This window comes from Ruegeria sp. BG5 (assembly GCF_056538425.1).
Window position 1 is genome coordinate 264,416 of sequence record NZ_JBQFTC010000002.1, and the last position, 19,913, is coordinate 284,328.

Genomic DNA, 19,913 nt, shown 5'->3' on the forward strand with positions numbered 1-19,913 from the left:
CAAGAACCGCAAAGGCCCCTATTCCGCAGCTTCAGCCTGAATGAACCCGCCCGACTGGCGATGCCAGAACCGAGCATACAGCCCGCCCTGATCCAAAAGCGCCTCATGCGTGCCGGTTTCAACGATCCGCCCGTGATCCAGAACAACGATCCGGTCCATCTCGCTGAGAGTTGACAGGCGGTGCGCGATCGCCAGAACGGTTTTGCCCTGCATGACCCGATGCAACGCGGTTTGGATCGAAGCCTCAACTTCGGAATCCAGTGCCGATGTCGCCTCGTCCAGCACCAGAATTGGCGCGTCTTTCAGGATGGCGCGGGCTAAGGCGATCCGCTGCCGCTGACCACCGGATAGCTTCACACCACGCTCGCCCAGATGCGCATCGTATCCTTTGCGACCCTGCGCATCTTCAAGGCTCAGAATGAACTCATGCGCCTCGGCCTTTTCGGCGGCTTCGATCATGTCCGCCTCGGACGCATCCGGGCGACCATAGAGGATATTCTCACGGGCCGAACGGTTGAACATCGCGGTTTCCTGCGTGACCATGCCGATCTGACGGCGCAGACTGTCCTGCGTCACCTGCGACACGTCCTGCCCGTCGATGCGAATAGCGCCGTTTTCCCCGTCATAGAGCCTGAGCAGAAGCGACACGAGCGTCGATTTCCCTGCCCCGGACGCGCCGACGATGCCCAGTTTCTCACCCGGTTTGACGGTCAGATTCAGGTCGGCCACACCGCCGATATCGCGGCCATAGGCAAAGCTGACCGCGTCAAAGGCGATGCCACCTTCGGTCACCACCAAGTCCGTGGCCTGCGCGGCATCCTCGACCCGGTCGCGCTTGGCCAGTGTCTTCATCCCGTTCTCGATCTCACCGACATTTGCGTAAAGGCCCATCAGCGTAAAACTGACCCAACCGGTCATCTGCGCGATCCGGATCGAAACAGCACCTGCGGCCACGATATCGCCAGCGGTTGCCATGCCGAACTGCCACAGCCACAGGGTCGCGCCCAGCAGTAGCACGGGCAAAACGCCAGCCAATGTCATCAGGATGAAACGGAAACTGGCAGAGAGTTTGCCGAAATCCAGCGACCGCTCGCGCAGTTCCACCATCGAATCACGCGCGGCCTGATCCTCGAACGCGGAATGGGCGAACAGCTTGACCGTTTTGATGTTGGTGATCGTGTCAACGACCTGTCCCGACACCATCGCCCGTGCCCCGGCCCGAGCCCCCGACAGCTTGCGAATGCGCGGCAAGTACCAGCGAACCAGCAGAAAATAGACCGCCAACCAGCCGGCGAAGGGCAGCATCACCAGCGGATGAATAGACCCTAACAAAAGCAAAGAACCGACCAATGAAGCCAACGCAAACACAATCGCGCTGATCGTTTCCGAGACGACCGAGGCCATGGCGTTGGACGTTTGCATCTGCTTCTGGGCGATCCGCCCGGCGAAATCATCGTCGAAATAGGTCACCGACTGGCCCAGCGTCCAGCGGTTCAGCTTGGCCAGAACCAAAGGTGGGATATTGGGCATGACGATATAGTTGTTCGACACCGACGAGAGGCCAAACAGGATCGGACGCAGCAGCATGAAAAAGACCACCGCTGCGAAGATCATCCACATGTTCTCGGCGGTCAGAAAGTTTTCGGGGCCGCTGGAGGTTGCGACATCGATCACCTCGCCCAGAATCCAGGCCGTGACCGCCTCCATCGCGCCAGCGGTGGCCGAGAAGAAGGCCGCGACAAACAGCATGGGCCAGGCGCCGGACAGGCTCCAGCGAATGAACGCCCCCAACGTCTGCGGTGGGGGCGTTTCGATGTTTTTGAACGGGTTTATGAGGTCAGCAACCCTCATTCCGCGGCCTCCGGGTTCATGAAGCCGCCAGATTGCCGCGCCCAGAACTGCGCGTAAAGGCCACCCTGCGCCAAAAGATCGGAATGCGCGCCCTCTTCGACGATGCGACCGGCATCCATCACCAGAATGCGGTCCATCTGCGCAATGGTGCTGAGCCTGTGGGCAATGGCGATCACGGTTTTACCTTGCATCATGCCGTAGAGGGTTTCCTGAATCGACGCTTCGACCTCGGAATCTAGGGCAGAAGTCGCCTCGTCCAACAACAGGATCGGCGCGTCCTTCAGAATCACCCGTGCCAGAGTTACCCGTTGCCGTTGACCGCCGGACAGCTTAACGCCCCGCTCGCCCACATGGGCGTCATAGCCGGTGCGGCCCTGCGGGTCTTGCAGGTCCAGAATGAACTCATGCGCTTCGGCCTGTTTTGCTGCGGCAACCATCTGTTCTTCGGTCGCGTCGGGACGACCATAGAGGATGTTGTCGCGCACCGATCGATGCAGCAATGCGCTGTCCTGCTGGACCATCCCGATATGACTGCGCAAGCTGTCCTGTGTGACACCCGCGATGTTCTGGCCGTCGATCAAAATCGCACCGCGTTCAACGTCGTAAAACCGCAAAAGCAGCTTAACTAGGGTCGATTTCCCCGCACCGGACCGCCCGATCAGGCCGATCTTTTCACCGGGATGGATGGTCAGGTTGATGTGATCCAGACCACCGGTTTCACGGCCATAATGATGCGACAGGTCGCGAATTTCGATCTCACCTTTGCCCAGCTGTAATGGCTTTGCATCAGGTGCATCCAGCAATTGGATCGGCTGCGCAATTGTCTCCAACCCCTCGGCCACGACACCAAGCTGGCGGAACAGGCTGGTCAGCGCCCACATGATCCAACCGGTCATTGCATTCAGGCGCAGGGTCAGGGCGGTTGCCGCCGCCACTACGCCAACTGAGGCTTGGCCTTGCATCCACAGAACGATGGCCCAGCCGACTACGCCCACGATCAAGAACCCATTCAGCACGACCAGAATGGCGTCCATGATGGTGAAAATCCGCATCTCGACCTGAACGGTGCGACGCGTTTCGGAGATTGCCTCTTTCGCGTAGTCCATCTCTTGATCGGCATGCGCAAACATCTTGACCGAGTGGATGTTTGTATAGCTGTCCACCACGCGGCCCGTCACGGTTGAGCGCGCATCCGATGCGGCCTGTGACGCCGGACCGACGCGCCGAACCGCCCAGTTGACCAACACGACATAAAGCGCAAACCAGATCAGAAGCGGCAACAACAGCCGCGTGTCTGCCGCCATCAGCAGGATTGCAGCCCCGACCAGATAGGCCAGCGAGAAGGAAATCGCGTCAAAAACCTGAAACACCACCTCGCCAGCGGCGGGCGGGGTCTGCATGATCCGGTTGGCGATGCGTCCGGCAAAGTCGTTTTCAAACCAGCTAACCGACTGGCGCAAAACGTGCTTGTGGGCCCGCCAGCGAAACAGCGTGCCATATTGAGGCAGGATCGCGTTGTTGATCACAAGCACGTCCAGAATGTGCAAAATTGGCCGCAACAAAAGGATAAACGCAGCCATCAACAGCAGTTCTGTCCCGTGTTCCTTCCATACATTGGCCGGGGACCCGCCAAGCAGGTCCACAACGCGTCCCATGTAGTAGATCAGGCCGACCTCGACCCCAGCGACAACAATGGACAGCAGCGTTGCCCATACGAACACGCGGAAGAATGGCCGCGAGTATTCCAGCATGAAGGGCCACAGCCGCGTCGGCGGCGTGTCGGTCTCATGATAGGCGACAAAAGGGTCAACAAGGTTTTCGAAATAGCGAAACATGGAAGCGTGCTCCGATTGAGCAAAACAAAAGACGTGCGAAGAAGAATGGCGCCTGAACACCACCCTTTACGGGGCAAGTGTCCCGGCTTTAGCCGAACCAGATCCCGTAATACATTCGCATTCCTCCATCCATGTGACAGGCGCACGTAACCACAAACCCGTTGGTTTGTCATCCCCTTTTGAGACTTCCCGTCAGCCGGTCAGCAAATCCTCGCGGGTCAGGGTGAAGCCCGACGCGATCCAGCGCGCCTCAAGCTCTGCCAGTTTTTGGCCCAGCGCGGGGCCGGTGAAATCGGGGATCAGATCTGCCGCCTTGATCGGAAAGCGCGCGGCTGCGCCGCTATGCAACTGGGTCCTCAGGTCGTCGGACCATGGTTGTTCCAGAAACGCGCAGCGCAGCAGGGTTTCGTGCAGGCCGCCCTCATCCCCGTATCGATAGCCCAGTTCAGCCACGCTGGTCGGTGCCTGTGCTTCGTCCCGCATTCGGGTCAACCGTTGCAATTGAGACCGGCTGAGGCGCAGGGTCGCGGCGTCTTCGGGCGTAGCGATGGCGGCAAGGCGGCGCACCGGTTCGGGTTCGGCCCCCGCGACCTGTTCAAGCGCCACCAAGGGCGCAAGCGCGCGGTCATTGGCACCGGGCAAAAGACGCGCCAGAACGCCGGTGCTGCGCATCGCGGCAATTGACGGGGCCGGATCGGGCGCTGCCAGCAATTTCAGCAACTCGGCCCCGACGCGTTCGCGGGACAGGGTGGACAGGCCGTCCAGATTACCCGCAATCGCCGCCAAAGCATCCGCATCGAACCCGGCCTCGGCATCGCCATACCAGGCGTGAAACCGGAAATACCGCAGTGAGCGCAGGTAATCCTCGCGGATACGGTTTTGGGCGGTTCCGATAAAGCGCACGCGGCGTGCCTCAAGATCGGGCAGGCCCAAAAGCGGGTCTAACACGGTGCCATCGGGCCGGGCATAGATCGCATTCATGGTGAAATCGCGCCGCGCTGCGTCTTCCTCGACCTTGTCGGAAAAGGCCACAACGGCCCGGCGGCCGTCGGTTTCCACGTCGCGGCGAAAGGTGGTGATCTCATGCGGGATGTGATCGCAGACCACGGTGATTGTGCCATGGTCAATCCCGGTCGGAATCGCCTTGAGGCCGGCGGCCTGTGCCAGCTCAACCACCCGGTTCGGCAGCGCATCGGTCGCAATGTCGATATCCGAGACCGGCGCGTCCAGCAGGGCATTGCGCACGCAGCCCCCGACAAACAGGGCCTGCGCCCCGCCTTCGGTCAGGGCCGCGCAAACCCTCTGAGTTGCTGGGTCTGAAACCCAGGCCGCGCTGATCTGCTTCATTCACTCACCCGTGCCGCCAACCCGCGCAAAATGCGGGCGGTCGCGCCCCAGATGTAATAGGGGCCATAGGGCACGGCGTAATACCTGCGCCGCTGACCCCGCCATCTGCGCGACTCGATCACATAATTCGCAGGGTCCAGCACATGTGCAAGCGGAACCGAGAAAACCTCATCGACTTCGCCGGGTTCAGGCACGGGGTCAAACCCCTGCCGGACGATGGCAACCACCGGGGTCATCGAAAACGAGGTTACGGTTTCATGTTCCGGCAAAAACCCGATCACTTCGGGCAGATCGGGCGGCAGGCCGATTTCCTCGCGCGCCTCGCGCAAGGCTGCGGCGGTGATGTCCACATCCCCTTCATCCTGCTTGCCCCCCGGAAAGGCGATCTGACCGGGATGGTGTTTCAGGGCGGATGATCGTTTGGTCAAGATCAGATGCGGTTCATCGCCGGTCAGCAGGATCGGCACCAACACCCCCGCCGGACGCAATTTGCGCCCGGGCGGAAGCACGGTTTCCGGGTTCAGGTCAAAATCGCTGGACCCGTAACCCGGACGACGCAAGGCCGCAGCAATGCGGGTGGTAAGGTCATGCACCGCTGGCGTCTTCTGCATCAAATCCAACCGTTGCGGGATCGAGCACATAGTGGGCCCCGCAGAACTGACAATCGGCTGTCACCTGCCCTTCGGGCGTGGTCATCTTTTCGATGTCCTTGGCCGAATAGATCGACAGGCTTTGGCGCACACGTTCCTCGGAGCAGGTACAGCCAAACTGCACCGCCTGCGCGTCATAGACGCGCGGCCCTTCCTCGTGGAACAGGCGAACCAAAAGGTCGGTGGGCGCGACCGAAGGGCCGATCATCTCAAGATCTTCGACCGTATCCAGCAGGATGTTGACACGGCCCCAGTTCTCGCCCTCTTCGCCATCAACCAGATCATTTGCGGTCAGGATCTCGCCGGTACCCTCGCCCGAGGCCGCAAAGGGCGAGGCTTTGGGCATGTGCTGCAACATGATACCGCCCGCGCGCCAATGTTCGCCCACACCCGGCTCGGTCGATTTGCCGAAGCTCAGCGAGAATCGCGTCGGCAATTGTTCCGACTGGGCAAAATACGCCTCGGCGCAGGCACTTATCGAGCCTCCGGCCAGCGGGGTGATGCCCTGATAGGGCTGGGTGCCTTCGCCCTGATCGATCATGATCGCAAAATACCCCTCGCCCACCTGATCGAAGGGGGCGGAATCTGTCAGGCGATCCCGGTCGAAACTGGCATAGGCCCGGATGCGGGCCGGTTCGCCCTCGACCTTCGGCGCGTAGTAGTCCGTGGCGATCATCCGCACCGCGCCCTTGGATTGCACCTGCAAGGACAGTTTCCAGCGCAACGAAACGGTCTGGCCGATCAACGCGGTCAGCAGGGCCATCTCGGCCACCAAAGCCTCAACCTGTTCGGGGTAGTCATGCTGCTTCAGGATGCCGTCCAGCACGCCATCCAGACGGGCCACGCGCCCGCGCATATCCGATACATCGAGTTGAAAGGGCAGGACGGTATCGTCCCACGCGATTTTTGTTCCAAGAGACATGGGGTTTCCTTACACGCCAAGGGTTGGCATACCGGCACCATATAGGTCGCAGAGATTGGGTTGTAAGGGGCCATACATGATCAGACGGTTTGGCGAAACCCCCGAACCCGGGCGCAGATACACCCAAAGGGTTGGTGTTTACGCTTTGCTGCCGCGCGGCAGAAGCCTGCTGCTGACCTGCCAGACCGAACCGGGCCCGGATCTGCAACTGCCCGGCGGCGGGATCGACCCAGGCGAATCGCCTGTTACCGCGCTGCATCGCGAGGTTTATGAGGAAACAGGTTGGCGCATCGCCAAACCGGAACGCGTGGGGGCATTTCGCCGGTTCACCTATATGCCGGAATATGACCTGTGGGCCGAGAAGGTCTGCCTGATCTATCGTGCGCGCCCGGTCCGCCGCATGGGTCCGCCGACCGAAGATATTCACGAGGCGCTTTGGATGGACACCGCGGATGCGGTGGAACTGCTGGGCAATGACGGTGATCGCCACTTTGCCAACCTGCATCTTGGCCGCCTTTAGGGGCCGTTATACTCGAAATACACCGCCGACACGTCATCGCACATGCCACCATCAGGGGACATGAGTTGCGTCAGGCGCCAGAACATATCGTCCAGAAATTCGGACCCGCCGCGCCCGGTGGCGCAGTCCAGGGCCATGTCGCGTAAACCCTCCTCTTCCAGCAATCCGCCCTCTGCCAGATGGCATTCGGTGAACCCATCGGAATACAGCAATAGCCGATCCCCCGGATGCAGTTGGGTTTCGATCTGCTGAAACGACACGTCCGAGATCAACCCGATCGGCAACCCCCCTTCGCCCAGAAACTCGGTGCTGCCATCCCTGCGCAAAACCAACGGATGTGGGTGCCCGGCCTGTACCAGCTTCATATGCCCGTTGCGCAGATCGACGATGGCGTAAACCATCGTAAAGTATTCTTCGATCCCGGCATCCGCCATCAACCGCATGTTCAGCATCCCGGCCACCTCATCCGGCGGCAACAGGGCGTAGAATTTAGCGAAACGACGCTCCATCGCGACGTTCTGATCGAAATGCTTGCTGGACAGATAGCCACCCAGCCGCGCCGTCATCATGGCCGAGGTGATGCCATGGCCGGACACATCAATGCTGTAGAAACCCAGCCTGTTTGGACCGGGTGAGAACATGCCCACCAGATCACCACCAATATGACCGCAGGGTTTCAACAACAGACTGACGCGGGATTTGCCGAATGTCTGCGTCAGTTCAGGCACCAGCGATTCCTGAATCTTGCGGGCCTGCATCAGGTCCTTGTCGATAGCGTCATGTGCCAGCTTCAACTCGTCCAAGGCGGATTCGATCAGCCGGTTCTTTTCGGACAATTCGCGCTGCATATCCAGAATTCGCGCCCCTGCCGATATACGAGCGCGCAGTTCATCGGCCTCAAGCGGTTTGATCAGGAAATCATCGGCCCCGGCATCAAGGCCCCGTGCTACCTCCTGCTTTTCGCTTTTTGAGGTCAACAGGATGAAATAGCTGTAATGCTCGGCCTCAAGCGCGCGGAAGGCGCGGCAGAACTCCAGCCCGCTCATCCCCGGCATGACCCAATCGCTGAGCACAAGATCGGGCACGGACCGGGCGCATAACTCGATAGCGGCTTCGCCAGTGTCGGCCTCAAGCACCTCGAAGCCCCATTTCTTGAGCGAGGCAACCAGAATCCGACGTTGCAGGCGGCTGTCATCCACAACCAGAACCTTTCGGATCGCGCCGAAATCCAGATCCGATCTGGTTTCCTCAAGACTTGCCGCTGGCACTTGCAACCCCATGCTGTTCCTCTGACCGGGACAGGGTGACCGTATCGCCCGGGGGTTTAACATCAGGTGAAGGCCCTTGGGGGCCCCCGGACTTTAACCCGACATTTACCCGTAGCGCGTTACCAAAGGTCAGCCCAATCCGATGCAGGAGGATGACAATGATCCACTGGCCCCGAGTCAGACAGTTGCGGGACGAGGTCGGCGCGGATGAGTTTGACGAGGTTATCCAGATATTTCTGGATGAGGTGCAAGAGGTCATCGCCCGCCTGCACGCCGATACCCAGCGGCTTGAGCTGGAACAGAACCTGCATTTCCTGAAAGGCAGCGCGCTGAGCCTTGGGTTCGATCAGTTCTCAAGGCTCTGTCAGGATGGTGAGCGCCGCGCCGCAGCCGGTCATGCGGCCGAGGTGGATCTGTCCGAAATCCTGACCGTCTATGACGCATCCAAATCGGTGTTTCAGGCGGATCTGGCCCGGAACCTGACCTAGATCACAAACTGCGCCAGGGTCTCATCCTCGGTGATGTCGGTATAGGTGAACCCGGCCTCATCCAGATGCGCAAACAGGCGCATGAAATTCTCGGGCTTGCGGGTTTCGATCCCGATCAGGACCGAACCGAAGTTGCGCGCCGATTTCTTCATGTATTCGAACCGGGCGATGTCATCCTCGGGGCCGAGGATGTTCAGGAACTCTTTCAACGCGCCGGGGCGCTGCGGCAGGCGCAGGATGAAGTATTTTTTGACCCCGGAATAGCGCTGAGCCCGTTCCTTGACCTCGGGCAGGCGTTCAAAGTCGAAATTGCCACCCGAGGTAACGCAGACCACCGTCTTGCCCCGGACAAAACTTTGCACATCTGTCACCGCTTCAACCGCCAGCGCACCGGCGGGTTCCAGCACGATGCCTTCGACATTCAGCATTTCGATCATGGTGGCGCATATGCGATCCTCGGACATCACCAGAACATCCGACAAATGGCGAGAGCGCAGCAGGTCAAAGGGTTTCGCGCCGATCCGGCCAACGGCGGCCCCGTCGACGAACGTATCCACCTGATCCAGTGACACCGGATGCCCTGCCGCCAAAGCCGCGCGCAGGCACGCCCCGCCCGCAGGCTCGACAAAAAGGCAATGGGTGCGATCGCCGAACCACGTTGCTACGCCCGCCGACATACCGCCGCCGCCCACCGGCAACAGCAGATGATCGGGTACACTGCCAAGCTGTTCCTCGATCTCGACCGCCAATGAGGCCTGCCCTTCGATCACGTCTTCATCATCAAAGGGCGACAGGAAATGCCCGCCCTTTTGCGCGCACCAGGCCTGCGCGGCGGCCAGAGTGTCATCGAAATAGTCGCCGGTCAGATGAATCTCGATATTGTCCCCACCAAAGATGCGGGTCTTCTGGATTTTCTGCTGCGGGGTTGTCACCGGCATGAAGATCACGCCTTTGACGTCCAGATGCTTGCACATGAAGGCCACGCCCTGCGCGTGATTGCCGGCGCTGGCGCAGACGAACAGGTCCTGCCCCTGCTGCTTGCGCATGGCATTGAACGCACCGCGAATCTTGTAGGACCGCACCGGGCTGAGGTCTTCGCGCTTGAGCCAGATATCGGCGCCATAACGGTCAGACAGATGCGCATTCCGCTGCAGCGGCGTTGCAGGGAAAACAGTGCGCATCGCCTGTTCGGCAGCGCGGGCGCGGGTCATGAAATCACTCATGACCGTTTCACTGACCCATCCCGGCTAAAAGGGCAAGGAATACATATGTGTACGGGCGGTCAGGAGAGTTCGCGTTTTTCGACGAAAACACCGTACATCGTGGTCAGGATGCTGACATTGATAAGGTAGAGGATCAAGGTGACTGCAAAAACAACCAGCGCTCCGACAATCGAAACCCCCATCAATGGCGCTGTGATGAGGTTCACCGCACCCTGAATAAGCCCGGACACGATCAGCAAAACAAAGATCGCGCCCTCGGTACCTCGGGTCGCGTCCCATGCCTGTTTGAACGTCAGGGGTTGACCAATCGCGGCAGCTGGCAGCAACACGACCAGCCGGTACAGGCAGACGATTACGCTCAGCGCCCCAAGACCCAGCACAACAATGCCCGACGACTGAGACATCGAAGAGGCAATGCCAGAGGCAATAGCGACTGGTATCAAAAGGATAACGGCGGCAAGACCCAACAGAAACCCGTGGCCGACATAGGACAACACGCGATCAACCCGGAACTGCGGAATCCATCCCGTCGGGTATTCGGCCAGCAATACAAACCGGTGCCATTCGACAACGATCCAACATGCCGTGATCAGCATGCCAATCCAGATCACGATCAGGACAAGAAAGATCGTTGCATTCCCTGATGAAAACAGGTCATTTTCCGGCCCCCGGGGGACATCATCCTCAGCAAAATACTCGCAGCGACAAACACGACAATTGCACCGCCGAACCAGAGTGCAATCGGGACGAGACCGATCTGCAAGGCCTGCCTGAAATTGCCCAAAACCATCCGCACCGAATGCACAAATATCTTCCAGCCCAACATCCGAAAACCGCGCCTCTCAACCAATCCTTGTTCTCTATCCCCTCGTTTCACCCCAATTCCCGCGCCTCGTCAACGCACATAACTTGCCCCCGCGTTCAAAACCCGTTAGGGGCCAATCGTCTTACGAATAAGGGGAAGTCAGATGTCCGCGCCCAAGAAAGTTGTTCTGGCCTATTCCGGTGGCCTTGATACCTCGATCATCCTGAAATGGCTGCAGACCGAATATGGCTGTGAGGTCGTGACCTTCACCGCCGATCTGGGTCAGGGCGAGGAACTGGAACCCGCCCGCCAAAAGGCCGAGCTGCTGGGGATCAAGCCCGAGAACATCTATATCGAGGATATCCGCGAGGAGTTCGTCCGCGATTTCGTCTTCCCGATGTTCCGCGCCAATGCGCAATACGAAGGCCTGTATCTGCTGGGCACCTCGATCGCGCGCCCGCTGATCTCGAAACGTCTGGTCGAGATTGCGCAAGCGACCGGTGCCGATGCAGTTGCACACGGTGCAACCGGCAAGGGCAACGATCAAGTGCGGTTTGAACTGGCGGCTTACGCGCTGAACCCCGACATCAAGGTCATTGCACCGTGGCGCGAATGGGACCTGACCAGCCGCACCAAGCTGCTGGAATTTGCGGAACAGAACCAGATCCCGATTGCCAAGGACAAACGTGGCGAGGCTCCGTTCTCGGTCGATGCGAACCTGCTGCACACCTCGTCCGAGGGGAAAGTTCTGGAAGACCCCGCCGATATGGCGCCCGATTACGTCTATCAGCGCACCGTCCACCCCGAGGACGCGCCCGATCAGCCCGAATTCATCGAGATCGGCTTTGAAAAAGGCGACGCGGTCAGCATCAATGGTGAGGCGATGAGCCCCGCGACCATCCTGACCAAGCTGAACGAATATGGCGGCAAGCACGGCATCGGACGTCTTGATCTGGTCGAAGGCCGTTTTGTTGGCATGAAATCGCGCGGTATCTACGAAACCCCCGGCGGCACCATCCTGCTGGAGGCGCATCGCGGCATCGAATCCATCACCATGGACCGCGGCGCGATGCATCTGAAAGACCAACTGATGCCGCAATATGCGGAACTGATCTATAACGGCTTCTGGTACAGCCCCGAACGCGAGATGCTGCAGGCCGCCATCGACAAATCTCAGGAACATGTCACCGGAACCGTGCGGGTGAAACTGTACAAAGGTCTGGCCTCGACCGTGGGCCGCTGGTCGGATCATTCGCTCTATTCCGAGGCGCATGTGACCTTTGAGGAAGACGCCGGTGCCTATGATCAGACGGACGCTGCCGGCTTTATCCAGCTGAACGCGCTGCGCCTTAAGCTGCTGGCGGCGCGGGACAAGCGCTTGGCGAAGTAACGGCGTCTACGGACTGAACCTACGGCCCCGGCGACCCTTCAGGATGCCGGGGTTTTCCTTATCCGATCAACGCTCTGTCAGTTCCCGCCACGTCAGGCTTGCCTGACCTCCGGGTTTGTCCTTACGCAAAGGTCAACTTGGAAAGGACAGATCATGCTGCAGGACATCGCCGACGGAATTCAAAAAGGCCTGAACGGCAAAAGCTTTGATGGCTCGCTCAAATTCGATTGCGGTGACGATGGCGTGATTGTTCTGGCCGACAATACCGCCAGCACCGAGGATCGCGACACCGATTGCACGATCCGGATTTCCAAAGACAATCTGGGCAAGCTGCTGACCGGCAAGCTGAACCCGATGACCGGCGTCGCGCTGGGGAAACTCAAGATCTCGGGTAACATGGGCGTTGCGATGAAGTTGGGGCAGTTGCTGGGCTGAGGTCAGCCCACCCCCAGCTAGTCGTCGCCTTTGTAATACCCGATCACATCGTTCTCGGTCGTGGCCCCCAGCCCGTTCAGCAACCGGTTGGAATAGTTGAAATACGCGCAGACCTGATTGACCTCGAGGATTTCGCCATCCTCGCACCCGGCAATTTTCAGCGCCTCGAAATCCGATTTCACCATCTTTCCCACATCCGTGGTCAGCTTGGCCGCATAGCGCAGCAAGGCCAGTTCCTTGCCGCCGAACTCATCCTCGGGTCGATGCGCCTTGAGCGCGACAAAGATTCGGTCGCTGCGCGGCTGATCCTTCAGCAGATTGCGCACATTCATGAAGTGATGCGTCAGCGAATAGGTACAGTCGTTCAGGATCGAGGTATAGCTGGCCACCACCTCAAGAAACCAGAACGGCAGCTTGTTGTCCTGTGAATGCAGGACCGACCGATACAGCGTGACATGCCCGTTCATCGTCTCGGGCCGCAGCGAATGCACCCGCATCACGGTGTCAACGGTGCCGTGCGGGGTCCGCGCTTTGTCCAACAGCTCTTTCAGGCGACCTTCGGCTTGTTCATCGGGGATCATGTCGATCCAGGCGCTCATCTTGGTGTCTCCTGCGGTTAATTGCCGGTGTTTTTGGGAGTGTCAGTAAAAGTTTTTACTGGCAAGAGATTTTTGATTATAACAAAATCGTGAACAGACCAGCGAGTCTTGGGATCATTCTTGGTAAGGGGCAAGCGGAATGCACCGGTCTGATTTGTATTCAGGCGCTGAAAACCTGTTGCTGCGATGCGGTGGCCTGTCCCGGGGCGATCGCCTGCTTGTTCTGTGCGAAGACCCTGGAAACGCCTACTACGATGAAGAGATCGGACAGGCCATTCTGGACTGCGCCCGCACCCTGCAGATCGACACATCCGTACAAACAGTGCCTTTTGACCCGATTGAGGTCAAACTGTCCGATCAATTGATTGCCGATATGAAGGCTGCGGATCGAACGCTGTTCCTGTCCCGCACCGGCGACCAGATCAGGTTTGACACGGGCTTGTCGGGCATTCAGCCCATCATGTCTTATGCGTTGGACGCGCAGATGCTGGCCTCGGGCTTTGGCCGGGCGAACTATACCGGGTTTGTTGCGCTGAAGAACGCGGTGAACGCCGTTATGGCCGAGGCCGAGCGCATCCGCGTCACCTGCCCCTTGGGCACGGATTTCAGCGGGCCGGGGGCCGCGTATCCTAAGCAAGGCGCCGCGGATGTCAGCGTGGCGCGCTTTCCGATGTCCGTTTTTGCGCCCGTCCCGGCCCAGGGCTTTTCCGGCATTGTGATGCAGGATGGATTTCTTGTGGGAACCGGGTCGAAATTCTATCAGCCTTATGGCTGCGACCTGAGGGAGCCATTGGCGGTTCACTTTGACGGCGGGCGTTTGACCGGGTTTTCCGGTCACGACATGGACGTGCACTGCGCACAGATGCATTATCAGAAGGTCGGGCAGATGTTTGATCTGGACCCGATGACCATGCACTCGTGGCATGCAGGCATTCATCCGGGATGCGCCTATACCGCGCCTGCTTTCGAGAATTTCGAACGGTGGAGCGGGTCGGCCTTTGGCAACCCCCGCCTGTTGCATTTTCACACCTGCGGGCATTACGCACCGGGTGAGATTTCGCTGAACGTACTGGACCCGACGATTGCCGTGGATGGTGTGGCGATCTGGGACAATGGTGTTTTCAGGCCCGATCTGATCCCCGGTGGGCAGGCAATTCTGGACGAATACCCCTGTATCAGAGCCGTTTTTGACGCGCCTGAACAGCGGGTCGGACAGGGCGCAAATGGCCGGTTGTCAGCCCACTGATTCGGACGCGATCATCTTCGCCACCCGCGACCGGAACCGCATCGCGCCCGCATCCAGCCCAAGGTTGATATAGCCGGATTTGCGCTGCGCCATACCGGTCTGGACGTATTCCAGCACCTCTTTGTCCTCGTTGAACGCCATAACCGCGCCGTCGAACATCCGCTGGGACATAGCCGCGTCATCGGCATGCATATTGCGATGCTGGAACCAGAAATAGCGTGCGCTTTCGTGATCCACCGGCGTGATGAAATTGTAAGAGATATTGATGAACGCATTGTCCGAGATCGGACGATCCGCCCCGCCTTCCCCCACCGGTGTATAGACGGACATGTTGATCGCGGTCGATGGTAGGCGGCATTCGTAATGCTGCTTGCGGTCGCAGGTTGGGCCAAAGGGCAGGATCGGCGCGTAATATGGCGGCGCGGGTTCGTCCGCGATCCAGCGTGAGACGATGACGCCGTTTTCGGTCTCTTCCAGATCAAGGGGCCGGTTGTCGGTTCCGGCCCCGGCAAATGAGGTCAGGTGCACCCAGGCCACATGGCTGGGGTCCAGCAGATTGTCGATGATGTACAGGTAGTGGCACGCCATCTCCATCGCGCCGGTCTGGGTTTTGCCCCAGCTTGGGTTGTCGAAATTCGGGATGTCGATGATGTCATCCGGATTGGCCTGCGCCGGATCACCCATCCATAGCCACAGGAACCCCCAGCGATCCTCGGCCGGGTAGGAATGCACAGCGGCGCGGCGCGGGGGGTTGTCCAACTGCGTTGGCGCGATCACACATTCGCCGCTGCAATCGAAGGTCAGCCCGTGATAGCCGCAAACAACATGATCGCCCTCGATCGTTCCGCGCGACAGGGGCAGTTTGCGGTGCGGACAGGCATCTTCCAGCGCTATGGCCGCGCCTTTGGTGTCGCGGTAGATCACGATCTCTTCGTTCAGCATCCGCACCGGGCTGAGGTCGCGACCGAAATCCCCGCTGCGCCCTGCGACATACCAGCAGTTTCGGATAAAGCCCTCGGCTCCGGCCAGATCAGGACGCATGGGGGTTACTCCGAAAACACATCAAAGGCTTTCAGGGCCTTGGCGCTGTATCCGAAGGATGGGCCTCCACCCATATAGGTTGCCATGGCGAGCGCCTCGCACAACTCCTCGCGCGTGGCACCAAGGCGGACGAGCGATTTCACGTGAAACCCGATGCAGCTGTCGCATTTTGTGGCAACGGCAATGCCCAGCGCGACAAATTCCTTGGTCTTCTCGCTTAGCGCCCCATCGGCCTTGGCGGCCTTTCCCATGATGCCAAAACCGCGCACGGTTTCGGGCACTTCTTTCGAGAAGGTTCCGATATTGGCCTCGGTCTCGGCCATGAAGTCTTTCCAGTCCATTTTATTCTCCGTCTTAACCGCGTTCATCCGCACCCATGCGGCGTTCCAGCCAGCGCACACCGGCGCTGATGATCAGAACCAGGATCAGGTATTCGAAAATCAGCAAAGTGTAGATTTCCAGCGGGCGGTATTCCGTCACCACCAGCTCGTTCGCGCGGCGGGTCAGTTCCTGCATGCCGATGACGCTGGCAAAGGCGCTCATCTTGACGATGTAGATGAACTGATTTGCCAAGGGGGGCAGAATGCGTCGGATCGCTTGCGGCATGATCACGTAGCGCATGGTTTGCACGTAATTCAGCCCGATGGTCTGCGCCGCTTCGCGCTGACCGCGTGCGATGGATTGAATGCCCGCGCGGTAAATTTCAGCCGTGAAGGCGCTGTCGGAAATCGCCAGCGTGATGATTGCACCCCAGAACGGATCAATGGGGATGTTCATGCCCATCGACTGGAACACAATCGGCAGGCCGTAGAACACCCAAAACAGCATGGGCAGCAGCGGAATCGCGCGGATGAACTCGACATAGACCCTGTTCAGCAACCGCCAGCCGCGTTTTTCGGACAGACCGGGCAAGGCGACCAGCAAGCCGATCACAATCGACAGAACGGCGGCGATCAGAGAGATCTGGATTGTCGCCCCCATGCCCGAAATCAGGAATTTCACATTGGTCCAGCCCGTATCCGTCGTGGGGTCGATCACATACCAACCCCAGGTCTGGGACGAGGAACAGCCGGTCAGAGCCAAAAGCGGGATCAGAAGAAGAAGGTTTTTTTTCATCATGCCCACTCAGTGCTGTAAAATCTGGCTCAGGAACTTCCGACACCGATCCGAGGTGGGATTGGTGAAGAAATGTTCCGGCTTGCCCTGTTCCACGATCTCGCCCGCATCCATGAAAATCATGTTGTCGGCGACCTTGCGGGCAAAGCCCATCTCATGGGTGACAACAACCATGGTCATGCCTTCATTCGCCAGTTCGACCATCACATCGAGCACCTCGGCAATCATTTCCGGATCGAGGGCCGAGGTCGGCTCGTCAAACAGCAGAACCCTGGGCTCCATGCACAGGGATCGGGCAATCGCCACGCGCTGTTGCTGGCCGCCAGACAGTTGGATCGGGCGTTTATCGGCCTGATCTGGGATATGCACCCGCTCAAGGTAATGGCGCGCGCGGTCTTCGGCGTCTTTCCGGCTGAGGCCGCGCGCCTTGATCGGGCCCAGCGTCAGGTTTTCCAGAACGGTCAGATGCGGGAACAGGTTGAACTGCTGAAACACCATGCCGACCTCGGACCGGATCGTGGCCACGGATTTGGCATCGTCCTTCAGTTCGACCCCATCGATGCGGATGGTGCCTTTCTGGTGCTTCTCCAACTGATTGATACAGCGCACAACAGTGGATTTGCCCGACCCCGAAGGTCCGCAGATCACCACCTTTTCGCCGCTGTTGACCGTCAGATTGATGTCCTTGAGAACGTGAAACGTATCGAACCACTTGTTCACATCAACAAGCTCGATGGCGGCGTCTGGCATTGGCTGACCTGCCCTTATTTTATTCACAGTGGAATATTTTCTTGAGGTTATCTTCCCCTTCGCGCTTAAATCAAGGAACAATATGGCAGCAAGACCCAACCGCCACCAACGGGAGAAATAAATGAACACGATTTGGAAAGCTGCGGCAGCCGCAGCGCTTGGACTGGTATTGTCGGGCGCGGCACATGCACAATCGGCCCTGAACGAAGTGCTGGATTCGGGCGTTCTGAAAGTCGGCACAACCGGCGACTGGAACCCGATGTCCCTGCGCGATCCGGCGACGAACAGCTACAAGGGCTATGACATCGACATCATGAACGAACTGGCCACCGATCTGGGGGTCGAGGTCGAATATGTGCCGACCGACTGGAAAACCCTGGTCAATGGCGTGGTTGCGGGCAAGTACCACCTGACCGGCTCGGCTTCGATCTCGCCGCCGCGCATGAAGGTTGCCGGGTTTTCGGACAGCTATATCGCGGTCGAGTTGTTTCCCTACACCACCAAGGACAAGGCCGACAAATTCGACGGCTACGACTCGATCAACCAACCCGACGTGACGGTTGCCACCACTTTGGGCACCACCTTTGAAAAGCGCGTGCGTGAATGGTTCCCGAATGCGGAAATCAAGGTTGTCGAAGCGCCGGCCCGTGGCTTTCAGGAGGTTATCGCCGGACGTGCGGACGTGTTCATCACATCGAACATCGAAGGCTCGACCCTTGAAGACAAATTCCCGGTTGTCCGCGTGAAGAATGCGGGCCCCCGTTCGCCTTCGCCCATCGCCATGATCCTGCCGCAGGACGATCAGGTCTGGATCAACTACGTCAACAACTGGATCGAGGTGAAGAAGGCGCAGGGTTTCTTCGAAGCGAATCGAGAGAAATGGGGTCTCTGACCTGACCAGCGCCCGGCCTTACCGCCGGGCGTTTTCAATTTCCGCTGGGTACGGCCTTGGCCACAACGGTTATGAAACTGACCTTGTCCGTCTTCAGCTCAACCGGCCCATGCGCAGCGTTTGAATCAAAGCTTAAGGAGTCGCCGGGGCGCATATGATAGGCCTCATCCCCGCAGCCATAGACCATCTCACCATCGGTGACGTGGATGAACTCGATCCCCTGATGTTGATATGATGGTCGTGGCCCCAGAGGCGATTCCAGCGTTACGCTGAAGCTTTCGAAACTGACATGCTTGGCCTCGGCGCGGCCGATCAGCTTGTAGCTATGACCGTAACCGCTGCCCAGCCGCTGCACCGTCACACCCTCGCCCGCCGCAACAAAGGACACGTCGGACCGTTCGACCGTTGCGGCAAAGAAATTGATCAGGGGGACACCGATCCCGTTTGCCAGCGCATCCAGCGTTCCAAGCGAGGCCGAGACCTGTCCGCGCTCGATCTTCGAGATCATCGCGGTCGAGACCCCGGACTGACCCGACAACTCGGCCAGCGTCAGACCTGCGAGCATGCGATGGGTTTTGACGGCCAGCCCGATCACATGATCAAGCGGCGGCTTCTGGGTTTCAATGGTACGTGGCTGTTCCATGCGCTCAGCGTATCGGCGTGTTGCCAAAAGGAAAAGCGATAGTCAGGCTGTAATCATGAAACTGGATCATATGACATGGTATGAGGTCGAGGCCCGGATCAAGTCCGGGGCCGCAATCCTGCTGCCCGTGGGATCGACCGAGCAGCATGGGCCGATGGGCCGGATCGGAACCGACACGATCTGCGCCGAAGCGATAGCGCTGGCCGCAGCCAAGCGGTGCGACGCCATCGTGGCTCCGGCGCTGGCCTACACCCCGGCCCCGTTCAACACGGCCTTTCCCGGTACGGTCTCCCTGTCGGAGCCGATTTTTCAAACCATGGCGAGCGAGGTCATCTCGGGCCTGCTGGCGCAAGGGTTTACCGGTGTTTTTGTTGTGAATGGTCACGGCGCCAATCTGGCACCGTTGAACCGCATCGCTGACGCCCTGCCCGCAGGTCGGATTCAAATTGTCAGCTGGTGGGAGCCGCCCAGCGTCAACGCCCTGCGCCAGAACCTTTATGGCGCGTGGGAGGGGATGCACGCCACCCCGTCCGAGATCGCGATCACGCAAAGCCTGTTGGGGGCTTTGCCAACGGGATTGGCCGCCGATCCCCCCAAGAAACTCAGCTCTGATTATTTCCGCGCCCATAGCGGCGACCGTCACGGCCCACCCGAAGAACACCGGGCCGCGTTCCCGGATGGCCGCGTCGGATCCCATTCCGCGCTGGCCACGCCCGAGGACGGCGCGCGGCTGCTGGACACCGCCGCACAGGCGATCGCAGAACAGTTTGCAGCGTTTCAGGATCTGGCGCGACAGGTTCGTTAGACTGCGGATAAACTCGTCTCACCAGCGCGTGACAATCGATGTCAGGCGATTGCAACGGGTCGGTTCTCGGGCCACTTTCAGTCTCGG

At 59.3% G+C, this 19,913-nt stretch carries 21 protein-coding genes; 7 read left to right on the forward strand and 14 right to left on the reverse strand.

The genetic code is table 11. From position 1 onward, the window contains the following. Positions 1–18: 18 nt before the first annotated feature. The 5 genes from ACR0KX_RS11775 to hslO all read right to left on the reverse strand — a co-directional run bounded on the left by ACR0KX_RS11775 (position 19) and on the right by hslO (position 6,605). The gene (locus ACR0KX_RS11775; RefSeq protein ID WP_170520946.1) at positions 19–1,851 is read right to left on the reverse strand and encodes an ABC transporter ATP-binding protein; all 1,833 of its coding nucleotides are present in this window, start codon (positions 1,849–1,851) and stop codon (positions 19–21) included. After that, the gene (locus ACR0KX_RS11780; RefSeq protein ID WP_480708446.1) at positions 1,848–3,686 is read right to left on the reverse strand and encodes an ABC transporter ATP-binding protein; all 1,839 of its coding nucleotides are present in this window, start codon (positions 3,684–3,686) and stop codon (positions 1,848–1,850) included. The genes ACR0KX_RS11775 and ACR0KX_RS11780 overlap by 4 nt, the downstream gene beginning before the upstream one ends. Before the next feature lie 192 nt (positions 3,687–3,878). Beyond that, complete coding sequence (locus ACR0KX_RS11785; protein WP_480708447.1) at positions 3,879–5,033, reverse strand: CCA tRNA nucleotidyltransferase; 1,155 nt, start codon at positions 5,031–5,033, stop codon at positions 3,879–3,881. Further along, positions 5,030–5,644, reverse strand: coding sequence for a CoA pyrophosphatase (locus tag ACR0KX_RS11790; RefSeq protein WP_480708448.1), 615 nt, complete (start codon positions 5,642–5,644; stop codon positions 5,030–5,032). Before ACR0KX_RS11790 ends, ACR0KX_RS11785 begins: the two co-directional genes overlap by 4 nt. Further along, positions 5,619–6,605 carry an Hsp33 family molecular chaperone HslO gene (hslO, locus tag ACR0KX_RS11795; RefSeq protein ID WP_170520939.1) on the reverse strand — a complete coding sequence of 329 codons (987 nt, stop codon included), beginning with the start codon at positions 6,603–6,605 and terminating at the stop codon, positions 5,619–5,621. Before hslO ends, ACR0KX_RS11790 begins: the two co-directional genes overlap by 26 nt. 76 nt (positions 6,606–6,681) lie before the next feature. Here hslO and ACR0KX_RS11800 point away from each other — a divergent pair, with 76 nt between their 5' ends. Further along, entirely contained in the window at positions 6,682–7,125 is a 444-nt protein-coding gene (locus tag ACR0KX_RS11800; RefSeq protein ID WP_170453380.1) for an NUDIX hydrolase, read from the forward strand. On the opposite strand, the gene ACR0KX_RS11805 is transcribed toward ACR0KX_RS11800, so the two are convergent. Then, complete coding sequence (locus ACR0KX_RS11805) at positions 7,122–8,405, reverse strand: PP2C family protein-serine/threonine phosphatase (RefSeq protein WP_480708449.1); 1,284 nt, start codon at positions 8,403–8,405, stop codon at positions 7,122–7,124. The two genes, ACR0KX_RS11800 and ACR0KX_RS11805, sit on opposite strands and share 4 nt — an antisense overlap. Positions 8,406–8,551: 146 nt before the next feature. Here ACR0KX_RS11805 and ACR0KX_RS11810 point away from each other — a divergent pair, with 146 nt between their 5' ends. Beyond that, the gene (locus ACR0KX_RS11810; protein ID WP_170623491.1) at positions 8,552–8,881 is read left to right on the forward strand and encodes an Hpt domain-containing protein; all 330 of its coding nucleotides are present in this window, start codon (positions 8,552–8,554) and stop codon (positions 8,879–8,881) included. Here ACR0KX_RS11810 and ilvA read toward each other — a convergent pair. Together ilvA and ACR0KX_RS11820 are read right to left on the reverse strand one after the other, a co-directional pair. Continuing rightward, on the reverse strand, positions 8,878–10,104 hold the full coding sequence (gene ilvA / locus ACR0KX_RS11815) for a threonine ammonia-lyase IlvA (protein WP_170623493.1): 1,227 nt from the start codon (positions 10,102–10,104) through the stop codon (positions 8,878–8,880). The two genes, ACR0KX_RS11810 and ilvA, sit on opposite strands and share 4 nt — an antisense overlap. Before the next feature lie 59 nt (positions 10,105–10,163). Beyond that, on the reverse strand, positions 10,164–10,715 hold the full coding sequence (locus ACR0KX_RS11820) for a threonine dehydratase (protein WP_480708450.1): 552 nt from the start codon (positions 10,713–10,715) through the stop codon (positions 10,164–10,166). Positions 10,716–11,072: 357 nt separating this feature from the next. Between ACR0KX_RS11820 and ACR0KX_RS11825 the strand changes: the two genes are divergently transcribed. Next, the gene (locus ACR0KX_RS11825) at positions 11,073–12,299 is read left to right on the forward strand and encodes an argininosuccinate synthase (RefSeq protein WP_170623497.1); all 1,227 of its coding nucleotides are present in this window, start codon (positions 11,073–11,075) and stop codon (positions 12,297–12,299) included. Positions 12,300–12,452: 153 nt separating this feature from the next. Continuing rightward, the gene (locus ACR0KX_RS11830; RefSeq protein ID WP_170623499.1) at positions 12,453–12,734 is read left to right on the forward strand and encodes an SCP2 sterol-binding domain-containing protein; all 282 of its coding nucleotides are present in this window, start codon (positions 12,453–12,455) and stop codon (positions 12,732–12,734) included. 17 nt (positions 12,735–12,751) lie between these two features. Here the strand turns inward: ACR0KX_RS11830 and ACR0KX_RS11835 are convergent, their stop codons facing one another. Beyond that, positions 12,752–13,333, reverse strand: coding sequence for a peroxidase-related enzyme (locus tag ACR0KX_RS11835; protein WP_170623501.1), 582 nt, complete (start codon positions 13,331–13,333; stop codon positions 12,752–12,754). A 139-nt stretch (positions 13,334–13,472) separates the two neighbouring features. Between ACR0KX_RS11835 and ACR0KX_RS11840 the strand changes: the two genes are divergently transcribed. Continuing rightward, positions 13,473–14,579, forward strand: coding sequence for a hypothetical protein (locus ACR0KX_RS11840; protein ID WP_170623503.1), 1,107 nt, complete (start codon positions 13,473–13,475; stop codon positions 14,577–14,579). Here the strand turns inward: ACR0KX_RS11840 and ACR0KX_RS11845 are convergent. Genes ACR0KX_RS11845 through ACR0KX_RS11860 form a run of 4 tightly spaced genes read right to left on the reverse strand, consistent with a single transcriptional unit; the run spans position 14,568 to position 17,486 of the window. After that, positions 14,568–15,620, reverse strand: coding sequence for an aromatic ring-hydroxylating oxygenase subunit alpha (locus tag ACR0KX_RS11845; RefSeq protein WP_170623505.1), 1,053 nt, complete (start codon positions 15,618–15,620; stop codon positions 14,568–14,570). The two genes, ACR0KX_RS11840 and ACR0KX_RS11845, sit on opposite strands and share 12 nt — an antisense overlap. Before the next feature lie 5 nt (positions 15,621–15,625). Further along, complete coding sequence (locus ACR0KX_RS11850) at positions 15,626–15,961, reverse strand: carboxymuconolactone decarboxylase family protein (RefSeq protein ID WP_170453370.1); 336 nt, start codon at positions 15,959–15,961, stop codon at positions 15,626–15,628. A 13-nt stretch (positions 15,962–15,974) separates the two neighbouring features. Next, positions 15,975–16,736 (reverse strand): amino acid ABC transporter permease, encoded by a 762-nt coding sequence (locus tag ACR0KX_RS11855; RefSeq protein ID WP_480708451.1) that lies wholly within the window; start codon positions 16,734–16,736, stop codon positions 15,975–15,977. A 9-nt stretch (positions 16,737–16,745) separates the two neighbouring features. Further along, complete coding sequence (locus ACR0KX_RS11860; protein WP_170453368.1) at positions 16,746–17,486, reverse strand: amino acid ABC transporter ATP-binding protein; 741 nt, start codon at positions 17,484–17,486, stop codon at positions 16,746–16,748. Positions 17,487–17,607: 121 nt separating this feature from the next. Here ACR0KX_RS11860 and ACR0KX_RS11865 point away from each other — a divergent pair, with 121 nt between their 5' ends. Then, positions 17,608–18,378, forward strand: a complete 771-nt coding sequence (locus ACR0KX_RS11865; protein ID WP_170453367.1) for a transporter substrate-binding domain-containing protein — start codon at positions 17,608–17,610, stop codon at positions 18,376–18,378. Between the two features lie 34 nt (positions 18,379–18,412). On the opposite strand, the gene ACR0KX_RS11870 is transcribed toward ACR0KX_RS11865, so the two are convergent. Further along, positions 18,413–19,021, reverse strand: coding sequence for an XRE family transcriptional regulator (locus tag ACR0KX_RS11870; RefSeq protein ID WP_170453366.1), 609 nt, complete (start codon positions 19,019–19,021; stop codon positions 18,413–18,415). Between the two features lie 55 nt (positions 19,022–19,076). On the opposite strand from ACR0KX_RS11870, the gene ACR0KX_RS11875 reads away from it, so the two are divergent. Next, complete coding sequence (locus ACR0KX_RS11875) at positions 19,077–19,826, forward strand: creatininase family protein (RefSeq protein ID WP_170623509.1); 750 nt, start codon at positions 19,077–19,079, stop codon at positions 19,824–19,826. Positions 19,827–19,913: the final 87 nt, after the last annotated feature.